Annotated in this window: 17 protein-coding genes and 1 riboswitch; of the genes, 13 read left to right on the top strand and 4 right to left on the bottom strand. The window is 60.2% G+C overall.

Annotated elements, in window-relative coordinates:
- Positions 1 to 17: 17 nt before the first annotated feature.
- From LLF79_RS08515 to hutH, 3 genes are all read left to right on the top strand, one after another.
- Entirely contained in the window at positions 18 to 752 is a 735-nt protein-coding gene (locus LLF79_RS08515) for a histidine utilization repressor (protein WP_008501127.1), read from the top strand.
- Between the two features lie 126 nt (positions 753 to 878).
- Positions 879 to 2,567, top strand: coding sequence for a urocanate hydratase (gene hutU / locus LLF79_RS08510; RefSeq protein ID WP_045417464.1), 1,689 nt, complete (start codon positions 879 to 881; stop codon positions 2,565 to 2,567).
- Entirely contained in the window at positions 2,564 to 4,084 is a 1,521-nt protein-coding gene (hutH, locus tag LLF79_RS08505; RefSeq protein WP_023343614.1) for a histidine ammonia-lyase, read from the top strand. Before hutU ends, hutH begins: the two co-directional genes overlap by 4 nt.
- An 84-nt stretch (positions 4,085 to 4,168) precedes the next feature.
- On the opposite strand, the gene LLF79_RS08500 is transcribed toward hutH, so the two are convergent.
- A complete protein-coding gene (locus LLF79_RS08500) occupies positions 4,169 to 4,645 on the bottom strand; it encodes a kinase inhibitor (RefSeq protein ID WP_021240999.1) in 477 nt (158 codons plus the stop codon).
- A 48-nt stretch (positions 4,646 to 4,693) separates the two neighbouring features.
- Positions 4,694 to 5,983 (bottom strand): adenosylmethionine--8-amino-7-oxononanoate transaminase, encoded by a 1,290-nt coding sequence (gene bioA, locus LLF79_RS08495; RefSeq protein WP_375542343.1) that lies wholly within the window; start codon positions 5,981 to 5,983, stop codon positions 4,694 to 4,696.
- Between the two features lie 86 nt (positions 5,984 to 6,069).
- Between bioA and bioB the strand changes: the two genes are divergently transcribed.
- From bioB to bioD, 4 genes are read left to right on the top strand one after another with little or no spacing between them, the layout of a single operon-like run.
- A complete protein-coding gene (gene bioB / locus LLF79_RS08490; protein ID WP_008501133.1) occupies positions 6,070 to 7,110 on the top strand; it encodes a biotin synthase BioB in 1,041 nt (346 codons plus the stop codon).
- Positions 7,107 to 8,264: an 8-amino-7-oxononanoate synthase gene (gene bioF / locus LLF79_RS08485; RefSeq protein WP_059362971.1), complete on the top strand. Its 1,158-nt coding sequence runs from the start codon at positions 7,107 to 7,109 to the stop codon at positions 8,262 to 8,264. Before bioB ends, bioF begins: the two co-directional genes overlap by 4 nt.
- Complete coding sequence (gene bioC / locus LLF79_RS08480) at positions 8,248 to 9,003, top strand: malonyl-ACP O-methyltransferase BioC (protein WP_059362973.1); 756 nt, start codon at positions 8,248 to 8,250, stop codon at positions 9,001 to 9,003. The genes bioF and bioC overlap by 17 nt, the downstream gene beginning before the upstream one ends.
- A complete protein-coding gene (gene bioD / locus LLF79_RS08475) occupies positions 8,996 to 9,697 on the top strand; it encodes a dethiobiotin synthase (RefSeq protein WP_021240995.1) in 702 nt (233 codons plus the stop codon). Before bioC ends, bioD begins: the two co-directional genes overlap by 8 nt.
- Here the strand turns inward: bioD and LLF79_RS08470 are convergent.
- The gene (locus tag LLF79_RS08470) at positions 9,660 to 10,382 is read right to left on the bottom strand and encodes an ABC transporter ATP-binding protein (protein ID WP_008501137.1); all 723 of its coding nucleotides are present in this window, start codon (positions 10,380 to 10,382) and stop codon (positions 9,660 to 9,662) included. The two genes, bioD and LLF79_RS08470, sit on opposite strands and share 38 nt — an antisense overlap.
- Before the next feature lie 751 nt (positions 10,383 to 11,133).
- Between LLF79_RS08470 and uvrB the strand changes: the two genes are divergently transcribed.
- Positions 11,134 to 13,149 carry an excinuclease ABC subunit UvrB gene (gene uvrB / locus LLF79_RS08465; RefSeq protein ID WP_045417458.1) on the top strand — a complete coding sequence of 672 codons (2,016 nt, stop codon included), beginning with the start codon at positions 11,134 to 11,136 and terminating at the stop codon, positions 13,147 to 13,149.
- An 89-nt stretch (positions 13,150 to 13,238) separates the two neighbouring features.
- Here the strand turns inward: uvrB and yvcK are convergent, their stop codons facing one another.
- Positions 13,239 to 14,147 carry a uridine diphosphate-N-acetylglucosamine-binding protein YvcK gene (yvcK, locus tag LLF79_RS08460; protein ID WP_008501139.1) on the bottom strand — a complete coding sequence of 303 codons (909 nt, stop codon included), beginning with the start codon at positions 14,145 to 14,147 and terminating at the stop codon, positions 13,239 to 13,241.
- Positions 14,148 to 14,372: 225 nt separating this feature from the next.
- Positions 14,373 to 14,507, top strand: a riboswitch (molybdenum cofactor riboswitch).
- Between yvcK and moaA the strand changes: the two genes are divergently transcribed.
- The 5 genes from moaA to moaE all read left to right on the top strand — a co-directional run bounded on the left by moaA (position 14,495) and on the right by moaE (position 17,202).
- Complete coding sequence (gene moaA, locus LLF79_RS08455; RefSeq protein ID WP_008501140.1) at positions 14,495 to 15,484, top strand: GTP 3',8-cyclase MoaA; 990 nt, start codon at positions 14,495 to 14,497, stop codon at positions 15,482 to 15,484. It overlaps the preceding riboswitch by 13 nt.
- 24 nt (positions 15,485 to 15,508) lie before the next feature.
- The gene (moaB, locus tag LLF79_RS08450; RefSeq protein WP_021240991.1) at positions 15,509 to 16,021 is read left to right on the top strand and encodes a molybdenum cofactor biosynthesis protein B; all 513 of its coding nucleotides are present in this window, start codon (positions 15,509 to 15,511) and stop codon (positions 16,019 to 16,021) included.
- Positions 16,022 to 16,024: 3 nt separating this feature from the next.
- Complete coding sequence (gene moaC, locus LLF79_RS08445) at positions 16,025 to 16,510, top strand: cyclic pyranopterin monophosphate synthase MoaC (RefSeq protein ID WP_227879379.1); 486 nt, start codon at positions 16,025 to 16,027, stop codon at positions 16,508 to 16,510.
- Entirely contained in the window at positions 16,503 to 16,748 is a 246-nt protein-coding gene (moaD, locus tag LLF79_RS08440; protein ID WP_023343619.1) for a molybdopterin synthase sulfur carrier subunit, read from the top strand. Before moaC ends, moaD begins: the two co-directional genes overlap by 8 nt.
- A 1-nt stretch (position 16,749) precedes the next feature.
- Positions 16,750 to 17,202, top strand: a complete 453-nt coding sequence (gene moaE, locus LLF79_RS08435) for a molybdopterin synthase catalytic subunit MoaE (protein ID WP_021240989.1) — start codon at positions 16,750 to 16,752, stop codon at positions 17,200 to 17,202.
- Positions 17,203 to 17,256 lie beyond the last annotated feature (54 nt).

Genomic DNA, 17,256 nt, shown 5'->3' with positions numbered 1-17,256 from the left:
CTATTCAAGGAGTCACGATGTTTTCACGCTCACCCCTGCCGCCGTCGAGCCCTCCCGCGCCTTTCTACGAAAAGGTGAAGCAGGCGATCAGCGAAAAAATCGCCACCGGCGTCTGGCGGCCGCACGACCGCATTCCCTCGGAGGCCGATCTGGTGGCGCAGTTTGGCTTTAGCCGGATGACCATCAACCGGGCGCTGCGCGAGCTGACCGACGAAGGGCTTCTGGTGCGCCTGCAGGGCGTCGGGACGTTTGTGGCGGAGCCGAAAGGGCAGTCCGCCCTGTTTGAAATCCGCAGCATTGCGGACGAGATTGCCGCGCGTAATCATCAGCACCGCTGTGAGGTGCTGGTGCTCGAAGAGACCCAGGCCAGCGCCGAGCAGGCGGTAGAGCTGAATGTTAAAGAAGGCAGCCGGATCTTCCACTCGGTGATGGTGCATTTCGAAAACGACATTCCGGTGCAGATTGAGGATCGCTGCGTGAACGCCGAACGGATACCGGACTATCTGAACCAGGATTACACCCAGACCACGCCGCATGCCTATCTCTCGCTCGTCGCACCGCTGACGGAAGGGGAGCACATTGTGGAAGCCGTGCGCGCCACGCCGCAGGAGTGCGAACGGCTGCGCATTAAAGAGCACGACCCGTGCCTGCTGATCCGCCGTCGAACCTGGTCCTCGTCGCACATCGTGTCACATGCCCGTCTGCTTTTCCCGGGGAACCGTTACCGGCTGCAGGGCCACTTTATGTCATAAGTTTTATAAGCGTGATCGCTAACGCAATATAACAAAATTGTATCTTTTTTGTTAAATCTGACCTTGTGTGTGCTTGTCTATACAAGTATATCTAAATGCATCATCTGTCCCGTATAGGAGCACACAATGTCGTCAGGTAAATACCGCCAGCAGGACGTCCGCGCCGCGCGCGGCACCACCCTTACCGCCAAAAGCTGGCTCACCGAAGCCCCGCTGCGCATGTTGATGAACAACCTTGATCCTGAGGTGGCGGAAAACCCCCACGAGCTGGTGGTCTACGGCGGCATAGGCCGCGCCGCGCGCAACTGGGAATGCTATGACGCCATTGTTAAGGCACTGACCGAACTCGAACACGACGAAACCCTGCTGGTGCAGTCCGGCAAGCCGGTTGGCGTGTTTAAAACCCACAAAAACGCCCCGCGCGTGCTGATCGCCAACTCTAACCTCGTGCCGCACTGGGCCACCTGGGAACACTTCAACGAACTCGACGCGAAAGGGCTGGCGATGTATGGCCAGATGACCGCCGGGAGCTGGATCTACATCGGCAGCCAGGGGATCGTGCAGGGCACCTACGAAACCTTCGTGGAGGCCGGTCGCCAGCACTACAACGGCTCGCTGAAAGGCCGCTGGGTATTGACCGCCGGTCTTGGCGGGATGGGCGGCGCGCAGCCGCTGGCCGCCACGCTGGCCGGCGCGTGCTCGCTGAACATTGAGTGCCAGCAGAGCCGCATTGATTTCCGTCTGCGTACCCGTTACGTCGACGAACAGGCCGAGAATCTCGATGACGCGCTGGCGCGCATCAAAAAGTACACGTCCGAAGGCAAAGCGGTGTCGATTGCCCTGTGCGGCAACGCGGCGGACATTCTTCCTGAACTCGTCGCCCGCGGCGTGCGACCGGATCTGGTCACCGACCAGACCAGCGCCCACGATCCGCTGCACGGCTACCTGCCAAAAGGCTGGTCGTGGGAAGACTATCAGCAAAAAGCGGAGACCGACCCGGAAGGCACGGTGCTTGCCGCGAAACGCTCCATGGCGGAACACGTCTCTGCGATGCTGGCCTTCAGCCAGATGGGCATTCCGACCTTTGACTACGGCAACAACATTCGCCAGATGGCGAAAGAGATGGGCGTGAGTAACGCCTTCGACTTCCCCGGCTTCGTCCCGGCCTATATCCGCCCGCTGTTCTGCCGCGGCATCGGACCGTTCCGCTGGGTTGCCCTGTCCGGCGACCCGGAGGACATCTACAAGACCGACGCCAAAGTGAAGGAGATCGTCGCGGATGACGAGCATCTTCACCACTGGCTGGACATGGCCCGCGAGCGCATTAACTTCCAGGGCCTGCCGGCGCGTATCTGCTGGGTAGGGCTGGAGTGGCGTCAAAAACTGGGCCTCGCCTTCAACGAAATGGTGCGCAGCGGTGAAGTTTCCGCGCCGATCGTCATCGGCCGAGACCACCTGGACTCCGGCTCCGTCGCCAGCCCGAACCGCGAAACCGAAGCCATGCGCGACGGCTCGGACGCGGTCTCCGACTGGCCATTGCTGAACGCCCTGCTCAACACCGCCAGCGGCGCGACCTGGGTGTCGCTGCACCACGGCGGCGGCGTGGGAATGGGCTTCTCCCAGCATTCCGGGATGGTCATCGTCTGCGACGGTACCGATGAAGCCGCCGCGCGTATCGCTCGCGTGCTCCACAACGACCCGGCCACCGGCGTGATGCGTCACGCGGATGCGGGTTACGAGATTGCCATTGACTGTGCCAAAGAGCAGGGACTTAACCTGCCGATGATCCCTGCCACACAAGGAAAGCATGAATGAACGCGTTAACACTCACTCCCGGCTCACTGACGCTCAAGCAGCTGCGTAACGTCTGGCGTCAGCCGGTCACCCTGTCGCTTGATGAAAGCGCCCACGCCGCCATTAACGACAGCGTGGCCTGCGTTGAAGCCATCGTTGCCGAAGGGCGCACGGCTTACGGGATTAATACCGGCTTTGGGCTGCTGGCGCAGACCCGCATCGCGACGCACGATCTGGAAAACCTGCAGCGTTCGCTGGTGCTGTCGCACGCGGCGGGCGTCGGTCAGCCGCTGGACGATGAGATTGTCCGTCTGATGATGGTGCTCAAAATCAACAGCCTGGCGCGCGGTTTCTCGGGCATTCGCCTGAGCGTCATCCAGGCGCTGATGGCGCTGGTGAATGCGGAGGTCTATCCGTGGATCCCGGCGAAGGGCTCCGTCGGTGCCTCCGGCGATCTCGCGCCGCTGGCGCACATGTCGCTGCTGCTGCTGGGTGAAGGCAAAGCGCGCTGGCAGGGCGAGTGGCTGCCTGCGAAAGAGGCGCTGAAAAAAGCCGGCTTAACGCCGATCACGCTGGCGGCGAAAGAGGGGCTGGCGTTGCTGAACGGTACCCAGGCATCGACCGCCTTCGCGCTGCGCGGCCTGTTTGAAGCGGAAGATCTGTTTGCCTCGGCGGTGGTGTGCGGTGCGCTGACCACCGAAGCGGTGCTGGGCTCGCGTCGCCCGTTCGATGCCCGCATCCACGAGGTGCGCGGTCAGCGGGGACAGATTGATGCCGCCGCGATGTACCGTCACGTGCTTACCGACACCAGCGAGATCGCGGAGTCACACCACAACTGTGAGAAGGTGCAGGATCCGTATTCCCTGCGCTGCCAGCCGCAGGTGATGGGCGCGTGCCTGACGCAGCTGCGCCAGGCGGCGGAGGTGCTGCTGGTGGAGGCCAACGCGGTGTCCGATAACCCGCTGGTGTTCGCCCAGGAAAACGAGGTGGTCTCCGGCGGTAATTTCCACGCCGAGCCGGTGGCAATGGCGGCGGATAATATCGCGCTGGCGATTGCCGAAGTCGGCGCGTTGTCCGAGCGCCGCATCGCGCTGATGATGGATAAACATATGTCCCAGCTGCCACCGTTCCTGGTGCGTAACGGCGGGGTCAACTCGGGCTTTATGATTGCCCAGGTGACCGCAGCCGCGCTGGCAAGTGAGAACAAGGCGCTGTCGCACCCGCACAGCGTGGACAGCCTGCCAACGTCTGCAAACCAGGAAGATCACGTTTCGATGGCACCGGCTGCCGGGCGTCGTCTGTGGGAGATGGCCTCCAACACCCGCGGCGTGCTGGCGGTGGAATGGCTGGCGGCAAGTCAGGGTATCGATCTGCGTGAAGGGCTCAAATCCAGCCCGCTGCTGGAGCAGGCGCGCCAGGTGCTGCGCGAGCATGTATCGCATTACGATGACGACCGCTTCTTTGCGCCGGATATTGATAAGGCGATGCAGCTTCTGGAAGAGGGGCGGCTGGTGGGGCTGCTACCTTCGGTGCTGTGATTTTTTGCCCGGTGGCGCTGCGCTTACCGGGCCTACGAGTGCGAAATCCAGGCCGGGTAAGGCGTAGACGCCACCCGGCTTTTTTTACGAATACATCGCCGTAATCGACGCGCTCCCCAGGGAATGGAAATGCACGTTAAACCCGACCATCGCGCCGCTCGCGCCTTCATCGACCTCAATTCTCTCCACGTCCAGCGCGTGCACCGTGAAGATATAGCGGTGGGTTTCCCCTTTTGGCGGCGCCGCGCCGCCGTAGCCCGCTTTACCAAAGTCAGTTCGCGTCTGAATGGCACCTTCAGGCAGGGCAACCAGGTCTGAACCGGAACCCTGCGGCAGCACGCGCGTGTCGGCAGGCAGGTTTGCCACGATCCAGTGCCACCATCCGGAACCGGTTGGCGCATCCGGGTCATAGCAGGTCACGACAAAGCTTTTGGTGCCTGCCGGAACCTCGTCCCACGCCAGGTGCGGGGAGATGTTATCGCCCTGATACCCCATGCCGTTGAAAACGTGCCGTTCCGGCAGCTTTTCGCCGTCGCGCAGATCTTTACTGATGATTTTCATACGGTTTACCCTCGTTGATCGCTCGTTCAGCAAGTGTAATGCATTGGGTTAAATCGTGAAATGCGCGGGAATGTTAACGGCTGTTACAACCGCGTCGGTTAATTTTCGAAGCTGCGCTGGCGTGATGCTGTACGGCGGCATCAGATAGATAAGCTTGCCGAAAGGCCGGACCCACACGCCCTGGTCCACGAAGAAGCGCTGCAGCGCCGCCATATTCACCGGATGGGTGGTTTCAATCACCCCGATGGCACCCAGCACGCGCACGTCCGCCACGAAATTCGCGCCCGAGGCGGCGCTCAGCTCCGCTTTCAGCTGCGCTTCTATCGCCGCAACCTGCGTCTGCCACTCGCCGCTCTCCAGAATCGCAAGGCTTTCACTCGCCACGGCGCAGGCCAGCGGGTTACCCATAAACGTCGGGCCGTGCATAAAGCAGCCGGCTTCACCGTCGCTGATGGTGTCGGCCACCTGGCGGGTCGTGAGCGTGGCGGAGAGCGTCATGGTGCCGCCCGTCAGCGCTTTACCGAGGCACAGAATATCCGGCGCAATACCCGCATGTTCGCAGGCAAACAGCTTGCCGGTGCGGCCAAAGCCGGTGGCGATCTCATCGGCAATCAGCAGAATGCCCTCGCGGTCGCACATCCTGCGAATACGCTTCAGCCATTCCGGGTGGTACATCCGCATCCCGCCCGCGCCCTGCACGATCGGTTCAAGAATGACGGCGGCAATCTCATGACGATGTGCCGCCATCAGTCGGGCGAAGCCGACCATGTCCATCTCGTTCCACTCGCCGTCGAAGCGGCTCTGCGGCGCAGGAGCGAACAGGTTTTCCGGCAGATACCCCTTCCACAGGCTGTGCATGGAGTTGTCCGGATCGCACACCGACATCGCCCCGAAGGTATCCCCGTGATAGCCGTTGCGGAAGGTGAGGAAACGCTGGCGCGCTTCGCCTTTGGCGTGCCAGTACTGCAGCGCCATTTTCATCGCCACTTCCACCGCCACGGAGCCGGAATCCGCCAGGAACACGCACTCCAGCGAGTCAGGCGTCATCGCCACCAGACGGCGGCATAAATCCACCGCGGGCTGGTGGGTGATCCCGCCAAACATCACGTGCGACATCTGGTCAATCTGCGCCTTCATCGCCGCGTTCAGGCGCGGGTGGTTATACCCGTGAATGGCCGCCCACCAGGAGGACATCCCGTCAACCAGCCGCTCGCCGCTGGCGAGGTGCAGCTCGCAGCCGTGGGCAGAGACCACCGGATAGACGGGAAGGGGGCGGGTCGTGGAGGTGTAAGGGTGCCAGATATGCTGCTTGTCGAAGGCGAGATCGTCCTGGGTCATAATCGACTTGTAAACCATTTTGAAAAGTTTTAGGTTTACGAGTATAAACCGAACCGAAAATTAACAAAACCCTTTGGAGAAGCCCGATGGCTCACCACGCACGCTGGACGATGTCGCAAGTTACTGAATTATTCAACAAACCTTTCCTTGAGCTGATGTTCGAAGCCCAACAGGTGCATCGCCAGCACTTCGATCCCCGCCATGTTCAGGTCAGCACGCTGCTGTCGATCAAGACCGGCGCGTGCCCCGAAGACTGCAAATACTGCCCGCAGAGCGCGCGCTACAAAACCGGTCTGGAGTCAGAGCGCCTGATGGAGGTCGAGCAGGTCCTCGACTCCGCGCGCAAGGCCAAAAACGCCGGTTCAACCCGCTTCTGCATGGGCGCGGCGTGGAAGAACCCGCACGATCGCGACATGCCGTACCTGGAGCAGATGGTGAAGGGCGTGAAGGAGATGGGCCTCGAAGCCTGTATGACGCTTGGCACGCTCAACGAGGAGCAGGCGCAGCGCCTCTCGGCGGCGGGGCTGGATTACTACAACCACAACCTCGACACCTCGCCGGAATTTTACGGCAACATCATTACCACGCGTACCTACCAGGAGCGTCTGGATACGCTGGATAAAGTGCGTGACGCGGGGATCAAGGTCTGCTCCGGCGGCATCGTGGGCTTAGGCGAGACGGTGAAAGACCGCGCGGGCCTGCTGCTGCAGCTGGCGAACCTGCCGACCCCGCCGGAAAGCGTGCCGATCAACATGCTGGTGAAGGTCAAGGGCACGCCGCTGGCGGATAACGAGGACGTGGATGCGTTTGATTTTATCCGCACCATCGCGGTGGCGCGCATCATGATGCCAACGTCTTACGTTCGCCTCTCAGCGGGCCGCGAGCAGATGAACGAGCAGACTCAGGCGATGTGCTTTATGGCCGGGGCCAACTCCATCTTCTACGGCTGCAAGCTGCTGACCACGCCGAACCCGGAAGAGGACAAAGACGTTCAGCTGTTCCGCAAGCTGGGGCTGAACCCGCACCAGACCGAGGTGCTGACGGGCGATAACGAGCAACAGCAGCAGCTGGAGCAGCAGATTTTTAACGCCGACACCGACCAGTTCTACAACGCGGCAGCCGTATGACCTGGCAGGCACGTATCAACTCTGCGCTCGACGACCGTCGGGCGGCAGAGGCATTTCGCGTTCGCAGGGTGGTGGAAAACGGCGCGGGCCGTTTTCTTACCCGTGAAGGCCAGCAGTTCTGCAATTTCTCCAGCAACGATTATCTCGGGCTGAGCCAGCATCCGGCCATTATCCGCGCCTGGCAGCAGGGCGCGGAGCGGTTTGGCGTGGGCAGCGGCGGATCGGGACACGTCAGCGGATACACCACGGCGCATCAGGCGCTGGAAGAGGCGCTTGCCGACTGGCTGGGCTACCCGCGCGCGCTGCTGTTTATCTCCGGCTTTGCCGCCAACCAGGCGGTCATCACGGCCCTGATGGGCAAGGACGATCGCATTGTCGCCGACCGCCTGAGCCACGCTTCCCTGCTGGAGGCGGCAAATTTAAGCCCGGCGCAGCTGCGGCGTTTTGTCCATAACGATGCGGGGCAGCTTGCTGCGCTGCTGGATAAACCCTGCGACGGACAACAGCTGGTGGTCACGGAAGGGGTGTTCAGCATGGACGGCGACAGCGCGCCGCTTGCCGCGCTGCACGAGGCCGCAAAGCGGCAAAACGCCTGGCTGCTGGTGGACGATGCCCACGGCACTGGTGTGATGGGCGATGAAGGGCGCGGGAGCGCATACCAGCAAAACGTGAAGCCGGAACTGCTGATTGTCACCTTCGGCAAAGGCTTTGGCGTCAGCGGTGCCGCCGTGCTGTGCAGCGAACCCGTCGCCGACTATCTGCTGCAGTTTGCCCGCCACCTGATTTACAGCACCAGCATGCCCCCGGCGCAGGCCGTGGCGCTGTCGGCGTCGCTGGCTGTCATCCGCAGCGCAGAAGGGGAGGAGCGTCGCCAGCGGCTGGCAGAGCATATTGCGCGCTTCCGTCAGGGACTCGCGGCGCTGCCTTTCCACAGTCCCGATTCGCAGAGCGCTATCCAGCCGGTGATTGTCGGTGAAAATGCCCGCGCGCTGGCACTGGCACAGGCGCTGCGCCAGCGGGGCATGTGGGTCACGGCCATCCGCCCGCCCACCGTCCCACCGGGCACGGCGCGGCTGCGCTTAACCCTGACGGCGGCGCATGAAGCACAGGATATTGAGACGTTGCTGGAGGCGCTCCATGATGCCGGTGAATAAGCAGGCCATCGCGGCGGCATTCGGCCGCGCCGCGCAGAGCTATTCGCAGCATGATGAGCTGCAGCGTCTGAGCGCGCAGGGGCTTCTGGCCGCGCTTGGCGAAACCTCGTTTGCGCAAGTACTGGACGCCGGCTGTGGTCCCGGCAGCAACAGCCGCTACTGGCGCGGGGCGGGAAGCCAGGTGACGGCTATCGATCTCTCAGCCCGGATGCTGGAGGAGGCACGCCAGCGGCAGGCGGCAGATCGTTATCTGCTGGCCGATATCGAGGCGATCCCGCTGGCGGACGCGCAGTTCGATCTGGTCTGGAGCCATCTGGCGGTTCAGTGGTGCAGCAGCCTGCCGCAGGCCCTGCGCGAGCTTTATCGCGTGGCGCGGCCGGGCGGGAAGGTGGCCTTTACCACCCTGCTGGAAAGTTCGCTGCCGGAGCTGAATCAGGCCTGGAAAGCAGTGGATGAACAGCCGCACGCTAACCGGTTTTTATCGCATGGGCAGGTGACGCAGGCGCTGGCAGGCTGGCGCTATCGCAGCACGGTGCAGACCATCACGCTCAATTTTAGCGATGCGTTCAGCGCCATGCGTTCGCTGAAGGGCATCGGCGCCACGCACCTGCATACCGGACGCGAGAAAAAACCGCTTACCCGGGGGCAGCTGCAGCGCCTTGAGCTGGCCTGGCCGCAGCAGCGGGGGCATTTCCCGCTCTCCTATCAACTTTTTCATGGGGTTATCGAACGTGACTGAACGTTATTTTGTCACCGGCACGGACACAGAAGTGGGCAAAACGGTTGCCAGCACGGCATTGCTGCAGGCGGCACGGCTGCTCGGGAAAAACACCGCCGGGTATAAGCCCGTAGCGTCCGGCAGCGAGATGACGGCGGAAGGGTTACGCAACACCGACGCGCTGGCGCTCCAGCGTAACAGCACGCGTGAACTCGCCTATTCTGCAGTGAATCCGTACACCTTTGCCGAACCGACCTCGCCGCACATTGTCAGCGCTGACGAAGGTCGTCCGATTGATTTTGCCGTGCTGTCTGCCGGACTGCGGACGCTGGAAAATCAGGCCGACTGGGTGCTGGTGGAAGGGGCCGGCGGCTGGTTTACGCCGCTTTCAGACACGCAGACGTTTGCTGACTGGGTGCAGGCCGAGCAGCTTCCGGTCATTCTTGTCGTCGGCGTCAAGCTGGGCTGCATCAATCACGCCATGTTGACCGCACAGGCCGTCCAGCAGGCCGGGCTGCGTCTGGCGGGCTGGATAGCCAACGACGTGGTTGCGCCGGGTAAACGCCATCAGGCGTATCTGGCGACGCTCAGGCGCGTCCTTCCCGCGCCGTGCCTCGGGGAAATTCCCTGGCTGGCTGACGGCGCGGAAAATGCCGAAATCGGACGTTATCTCGATCTCAGCGTTTTGCTTCCCGCGACATCCAGTGAGCGATAAGCTCGTCATCCAGTTCGTTAACGTGGCCCTGCGCCACGTTACGCCCGCGATAGAGCAGACAGAAACGGTCCGCCACCCGGCGGATAAACGACAGCTGCTGCTCCGCTAACAGCACCGTCATCCCTAACTCCCGGTTTAAGCGCCCCAGCAGCTGCACCAGCTTCTGGGCAACGCTGTGCCCCGCGCCGTGCAGCGGTTCATCCAGGATCAGCAGGTGAGGGCGGTTCACCAGCGCATTAGCCAGCGCCAGCTGATACTGGTCGTCCGGAGAGAGCGTGTTGGCGCGGGTTCGTCGCAAGGCATAGAGCGCCGGGAACAGGTCGTAAACGTCATTTTTCGCCTCCGGGTTCGGTTTCCCCGTCGCCCGCATGGCGATATGCAGGTTCTCCTCAATCGTGAGCTGGGAGAAGATCCGCCTGTCCTGCGAGACATAGCCTATTCCCGGCCCGGAACGCTGTTCTGGCGGCGGATTGAGCAAATCGCGCGGCGGCGCGCCCGCCTCATACCAGATGATGCTGCCGCTTTCGACGGGCACTTTCCCGGCGATGCAATTCATGAGGGTGGTTTTCCCCATCCCCGGCAGGCCAACGACGCCTGTACACATCCCTTGCGGAAAATCTAAATCCACATTCCATAGCGTATGTTGACTTCCGTAAAACTGATTCACTGCACGCAGGCTCAACATCTTTCTCTCCTTAAAAATGTGTGTAGGTGTGGCTCGTTGTTAAACTGCAAAACCCCTGCCATAAAACGGAAAGTGATTAAAAAAGCGTCTTTTTTAGGAATAAGTCACAGAAGCGCGAGGGATAAAAAGGGGGATTGCACATCGACGGTGCCGACGGTGTTGAGTTGTGGTGCAGAGCCAGAAATGATGGAAATGTGAGCAAGATCTCGTCAGTTGGTTATGAATGACGCGACTGTTAATCAGCAAAAAAGAGCTATAAAAATTTTTTGCTGCCGCCTCGTGGGAAAATCCGGGAATTTGCAGAGCGCCAGTCTGTATGGGCTGGAAGCAGTTATCCACTATTCCTGTGGATAACCATGTGCATTAGAGTTAGAAAACACGCGATAAGCGAGAGAAGACGCGGCTTACGCCCAAATTGACGCGAAACGCGGCTTTAGAAAATATCGTTTATTTTTTAATTGGTTAGATAAAATCAATTCCCGTCATGAAAGTGTCACCGGTTGCCACAAAACTATCATTACCTGGCTTGACAAATGTTAAAAAAGAAAAAGTTCTGGGGATAACCTGACCTGACTGGTGTTTTATGTTGCCACTGTCCAAATTTTGGTCGCTATCGCGCTAATCATTCAGGCGCTACTCTAAATATCCTGACATGCTACTGGTTTTTCATCCAGTGTTTTTTGCTGGCATTCCTGGCAACAAGGAGTAAAATTATTCACCTGCCGCTTATAACGTCATCAGGTTGTCGCCCATGAGTAAACCGTTCAAATTGAATTCTGCTTTCCGTCCGTCTGGCGATCAGCCTGAAGCGATCCGTCGTCTGGAAGAGGGGCTGGAAGATGGGCTGGCGCACCAGACGCTGCTCGGGGTTACCGGCTCGGGTAAAACCTTTACCATTGCCAACGTGATTGCGGATCTCCAGCGCCCTACGATGGTGCTGGCGCCCAACAAAACCCTGGCGGCGCAACTTTACGGCGAGATGAAAGAGTTCTTCCCGGAAAACGCCGTTGAGTATTTCGTCTCCTACTACGATTACTACCAGCCAGAAGCCTATGTGCCGAGCTCTGACACCTTCATCGAGAAAGATGCGTCGGTGAACGAACACATTGAGCAGATGCGACTGTCGGCCACTAAGGCGCTGCTGGAGCGTCGCGATGTGGTTGTGGTGGCCTCTGTTTCGGCGATTTACGGCCTGGGCGACCCGGATCTCTATCTCAAGATGATGCTGCACCTGACGCAGGGGATGATCATCGACCAGCGCGCGATTTTGCGTCGTCTGGCGGAGCTGCAGTACACCCGCAACGACCAGGCCTTCCAGCGTGGTACGTTCCGCGTGCGCGGCGAAGTGATCGACATCTTCCCGGCGGAATCGGACGATATGGCGCTGCGCGTTGAGCTGTTTGACGAGGAGGTCGAACGCCTGTCGCTCTTCGATCCGCTGACCGGACACGTTGAATCAGTGATCCAGCGCTTCACCATCTACCCGAAAACGCACTACGTGACGCCGCGCGAGCGTATCGTGCAGGCGATGGAAGAGATCAAAGTGGAGCTGGCCGAGCGCCGCAAAGTGCTGCTGGCGAACAATAAGCTGCTGGAAGAGCAGCGCCTCAGCCAGCGTACCCAGTTCGACCTGGAGATGATGAACGAGCTGGGCTACTGCTCCGGCATCGAAAACTACTCCCGCTTCCTCTCCGGGCGCGGGCCGGGCGAGCCGCCGCCGACGCTGTTTGATTACCTGCCAGCAGACGGTTTGCTGGTGATCGACGAATCCCACGTCACGATCCCGCAGATCGGCGGGATGTACCGCGGCGACCGAGCGCGTAAAGAGACGCTGGTGGAGTACGGATTCCGCCTGCCGTCAGCGCTGGATAACCGCCCGATGAAGTTCGAAGAGTTTGAGGCGCTGGCGCCGCAAACCATCTACGTCTCGGCCACGCCGGGCAACTACGAGCTGGAAAAATCGGGCGATGAGGTGGTTGACCAGGTAGTGCGTCCGACCGGGCTGCTGGACCCGATTATCGAGGTGCGTCCGGTGGCGACGCAGGTAGACGACCTGCTCTCTGAGATCCGCGCCCGTTCCGCCATTAACGAGCGCGTGCTGGTGACCACGCTCACCAAGCGTATGGCGGAAGACCTGACCGAGTATCTCGAAGAGCACGGCGAGAAGGTGCGTTATCTGCACTCGGATATCGATACCGTGGAGCGCATGGAGATTATCCGCGACCTGCGCCTGGGCGAGTTTGACGTGCTGGTAGGGATTAACCTTCTGCGGGAAGGTCTGGATATGCCGGAGGTTTCGCTGGTGGCGATTCTGGACGCGGATAAAGAGGGCTTCCTGCGTTCCGAGCGTTCGCTGATTCAGACCATTGGCCGCGCCGCGCGTAACGTCAACGGTAAAGCGATTCTGTACGGTGACAAAATTACCCCGTCGATGGCGAAAGCGATCGGTGAGACGGAGCGCCGCCGCGAGAAACAGCAGCGCTACAACGAAGAACACGGCATTACCCCGCAGGGGCTGAACAAGAAGGTGGTGGATATTCTGGCGCTGGGCCAGAACATTGCCAAAACCAAAGCGAAAGGCCGCGGCAAGGCGCGTTCAATGGTGGAAGAAGATACCGTCGTGCTGACGCCGAAGGCGCTGCAGCAGAAGATCCACGAGCTGGAAGGGCAGATGATGCAGCACGCGCAGAACCTGGAGTTCGAAGAGGCGGCGCAGATCCGCGACCAGCTTCATCAGCTGCGGGATCTGTTTATCGCGGCATCGTGAGTTTTTTGCCCGGTGGCGCTGCGCTTACCGGGCCTACAGGTTTAGCGTCTTTTGTCGCCCCGGTAAGCGCAGCGCCACCGGGGTTTTTGTTAACCCAACGCCTGAATCGCTTTCTCCAGCGCCTCGCGCAGCAGGTGGCGGTCGTGACGATATTTAATATCGCTGGCTTCCAGCGGCTCCTGCACCACCACGCGATCGCCAATCCCTGTCACATCCACTTTTGGCCCAACCACGACACCGTCGATAATTTTCTTACCGACGTACTGCTCCATCAGGTCCAGCTTGTCCGCCAGCGACAGGCTCGCCGCTGCCGGGCTCAGCTCACGGCCCAGGTTACCGATATAGACCATCGGCGCCGGGGTGCGGCGCAGCGCCTGCGCCAGCTCTTTCACCAGCAGGATCGGCATCAGGCTGGTGTAAAAGCTGCCCGGGCCGATCAGAATTAAATCCGCATCGCCAATTGCTTCTACGGCTTCACGCGTCGCCGGCACGCTCGGGTAAGTCATCAGCTCTTTGGGCGGCAGCAGAAGCTGGTCAATATTCACCTCGCCGTACACTTCATGCCCTTCGGCGTCGATGGCCATCAAATCGACCGGTTGTTCAGACATGGGGATCAGGAATGCGTCCACTTTGAGCAGGTTACGGATCAGATTGATGGCTTCGAGAGGCCTTACGCTCAGGTGATCCAGCGCCTTTAACATCAGATTTCCGAGGTTATGCCCGGAAAGTTCGCCATTGCCGCCAAAACGGTACTCAAACATCGCCGATGCGACGCTCGGCTCGGTAATTAACTGGTTCAGGCAGTTGCGCATATCGCCCCAGGCAATACCGCCTTCGGCACGTCTGATCCGCCCGGTTGAGCCGCCGTTATCGGTGGTGGTCACTATCCCTGTCAGCCTTGAGCCGAGTGACGACAAAGAGGACATAACGCGGCCCAGGCCGTGGCCTCCGCCAAGAGCGACCACTCGGTCAAGATCCGCAAAAGTGCGATTGCGCATACGTATTCCTTTTCACGTTCGATCGCGTAACAGTAACCTAACTACCCCTAAAAGACGATGCCTCACCCGAAGCAAAATGACGTATATCAATGTGAAAGTGCAGTTTTTAGGTATTCTGTAGCGAAAATGCAGGATTGATTCGCTATATACATAATTATATAGCGAAAAGCGATAATGGCGCTGTCAGACTTTCCGCGCTACTATCGCCTTAACCACGTTTTCAACACTGAAAACATACACTCTAGCCCTTGTGCCTGTGTCGAAAGATATGGCGCTCTGGCCGTGGCGAATTTGCCACCAGGGTACAGAAAGAAATGACTGTGCCTCCCGTATCTGGAAAGGTGTACATGGCTTCACAACTTACTGATGCTTTCGCGCGTAAGTTTTATTACTTACGTCTGTCGATTACCGATGTGTGCAACTTCCGTTGCACCTACTGCCTGCCCGACGGCTACAAACCGGGCAGCGTCACCAATAACGGCTTTCTCTCCGTGGATGAAGTGCGCCGCGTCACGCGCGCCTTCTCTGAGCTCGGCACCGAAAAAGTGCGTCTGACCGGCGGTGAACCCTCTCTGCGCCGTGATTTCCCGGACATCATTGCTGCCGTGCGTGAAAACGACCGCATTCGCCAGATTGCCGTGACCACCAACGGTTACCGCATGGCGCGCGACGTGGCCACCTGGCGCGATGCGGGCTTAACCGCCATTAACGTCAGCGTGGACAGTCTCGACGCCCGCCAGTTTCACGCCATTACCGGCCAGGATAAATTCCGCCAGGTGATGGACGGCATCGACGCGGCGTTCAGCGCCGGGTTCGAGAAGGTCAAAGTCAATACGGTGCTGATGCGCGACGTCAACCACCATCAGCTGGACACCTTCCTCGCCTGGATCAAATCCCGCCCCATTCAGCTGCGCTTTATTGAGCTGATGGAAACCGGCGAGGGCAGCGAGCTGTTCCGTCGTCATCACATCTCCGGCATGGTCCTGCGCGACGCGCTGCTGAAACGCGGCTGGATCCACCAGATCCGCCAGCGCAGCGACGGCCCGGCGCAGGTCTTCTGCCATCCTGATTACGAAGGCGAAATTGGGCTTATCATGCCTTACGAGAAAGACTTCTGCGCCAGCTGCAACCGCCTGCGCGTCTCTTCCGTCGGCAAACTCCATCTCTGCCTGTTCGGGGACGGCGGCGTGGACCTGCGCGATCTGCTGGCAGACGATGCCCAGCAGGAGGCACTTGAAGCGCGCATTTCTGAAGCGCTGACGCATAAAAAACAGACCCACTTCCTGCATCAGGGCAATACCGGCATTACTCAGAACCTGTCTTACATCGGCGGGTAATCAGGCTTAAGAAGGAATCAGAAGATGAGTCAGGTAAGCGCAGAATTTATCCCGACACGCATTGCTATCCTTACCGTTTCCGATCGCCGTGGCGAAGAGGATGATACCTCCGGCCACTGGCTGCGCGAGGCGGCCCATGACGCGGGGCATCACATCGTCGATAAAGCGATCGTGAAGGAGAACCGCTACGCCATTCGCGCGCAGGTCTCTCAGTGGATCGCCAGCGATGAGGTGCAGGTGGTGCTGATCACCGGCGGCACCGGCTTTACCGCGGGCGATCAGGCGCCTGAAGCGCTGCTCCCGCTGTTCGACCGCGAGGTGGAAGGCTTCGGCGAGGTGTTCCGCATGCTCTCCTTTGAAGAGATTGGCACCTCCACGCTCCAGTCGCGCGCCGTTGCCGGGGTGGCGAACAACACCCTGATTTTCGCCATGCCGGGCTCGACCAAAGCCTGCCGCACCGCGTGGGAAAACATCATCGCCCCGCAGCTGGATGCCCGTACCCGTCCGTGTAATTTCCATCCCCATTTAAAGAAATAAGCTATGTCACAACTGACCCACATTAACGCCGCTGGCGAAGCGCATATGGTGGACGTCTCCGCCAAAGCGGAAACGGTGCGCGAAGCGCGCGCCGAAGCGTTCGTCACCATGCTGCCGGAAACGCTGGCGATGATCATCGACGGCAGCCATCACAAGGGTGATGTCTTTGCCACCGCGCGCATCGCAGGGATGCAGGCCGCCAAGCGCACCTGGGATCTCATTCCGCTGTGCCATCCGCTGATGCTGAGCAAGGTGGAAGTGAACCTGCAGGCGCAGCCGGAGCAGAGCCGCGTGCGTATTGAATCGCTGTGCCGCTTAACCGGCAAAACCGGCGTGGAGATGGAGGCGCTGACGGCAGCGTCCGTGGCCGCGCTGACCATCTACGACATGTGCAAAGCGGTGCAGAAAGACATGGTGATTGGCCCGGTTCGCCTGCTGGCAAAAAGCGGCGGCAAATCCGGAGATTTTAAGGTGGACAGCCATGATTAAGGTGCTCTTTTTTGCGCAGGTGCGCGAGCTGGTGAATACCGACAGCCTGACGCTGGATGCGTCTTTTGACAACGTTGCGGCCCTGCGTGCGCATCTGGCGGCACAGAGCGACCGCTGGGCGCTGGCGCTCGACGAAGGCAAGCTGCTGGCCGCCGTTAACCAGACGCTGGTGGAGCTTACCCATCCGCTGAAGGCCGGGGATGAAGTGGCCTTCTTCCCGCCGGTCACAGGGGGCTAATATGAGTGAAACCCGCATTCTGGTTGGCCCTGAGCGCTTTAACGTAGGGACAGAATACAGCTGGCTGGCGGAACGCGACGAAGACGGTGCGGTCGTGACCTTTACCGGCAAAGTGCGCAATCACAACCTCGGTGACAGCGTGAAGGCGCTGACGCTGGAGCACTATCCCGGCATGACCGAGAAATCGCTGGCGGAGATAGTGGATGAGGCGCGAGGCCGCTGGCCGCTCGGACGCGTCACGGTGATTCACCGCATCGGCGAGATGTGGCCCGGCGAGGAGATTGTCTTTGTCGGGGTGACCAGCGCGCACCGCGGCAGCGCGTTTGCGGCAGGGGAGTTCATTATGGATTACCTCAAAACCAAAGCGCCGTTCTGGAAGCGCGAAGCCACGCCGGAAGGGGACCGCTGGGTGGAATCTCGCGACAGCGATAAACAGGCCGCCAGCCGTTGGTAGTCGGTTTACGTGGATGTGTTACTCTTAACGAGTGTGTCTACTTAATCTTAATCA

Source organism: Enterobacter cloacae complex sp. 2021EL-01169, from assembly GCF_020733125.1.
GTDB lineage: Bacteria > Pseudomonadota > Gammaproteobacteria > Enterobacterales > Enterobacteriaceae > Enterobacter > Enterobacter roggenkampii.
The sequence above is the reverse complement of the archived record's forward strand: the minus strand, read 5'-3'. Positions and strand labels throughout refer to the sequence as shown.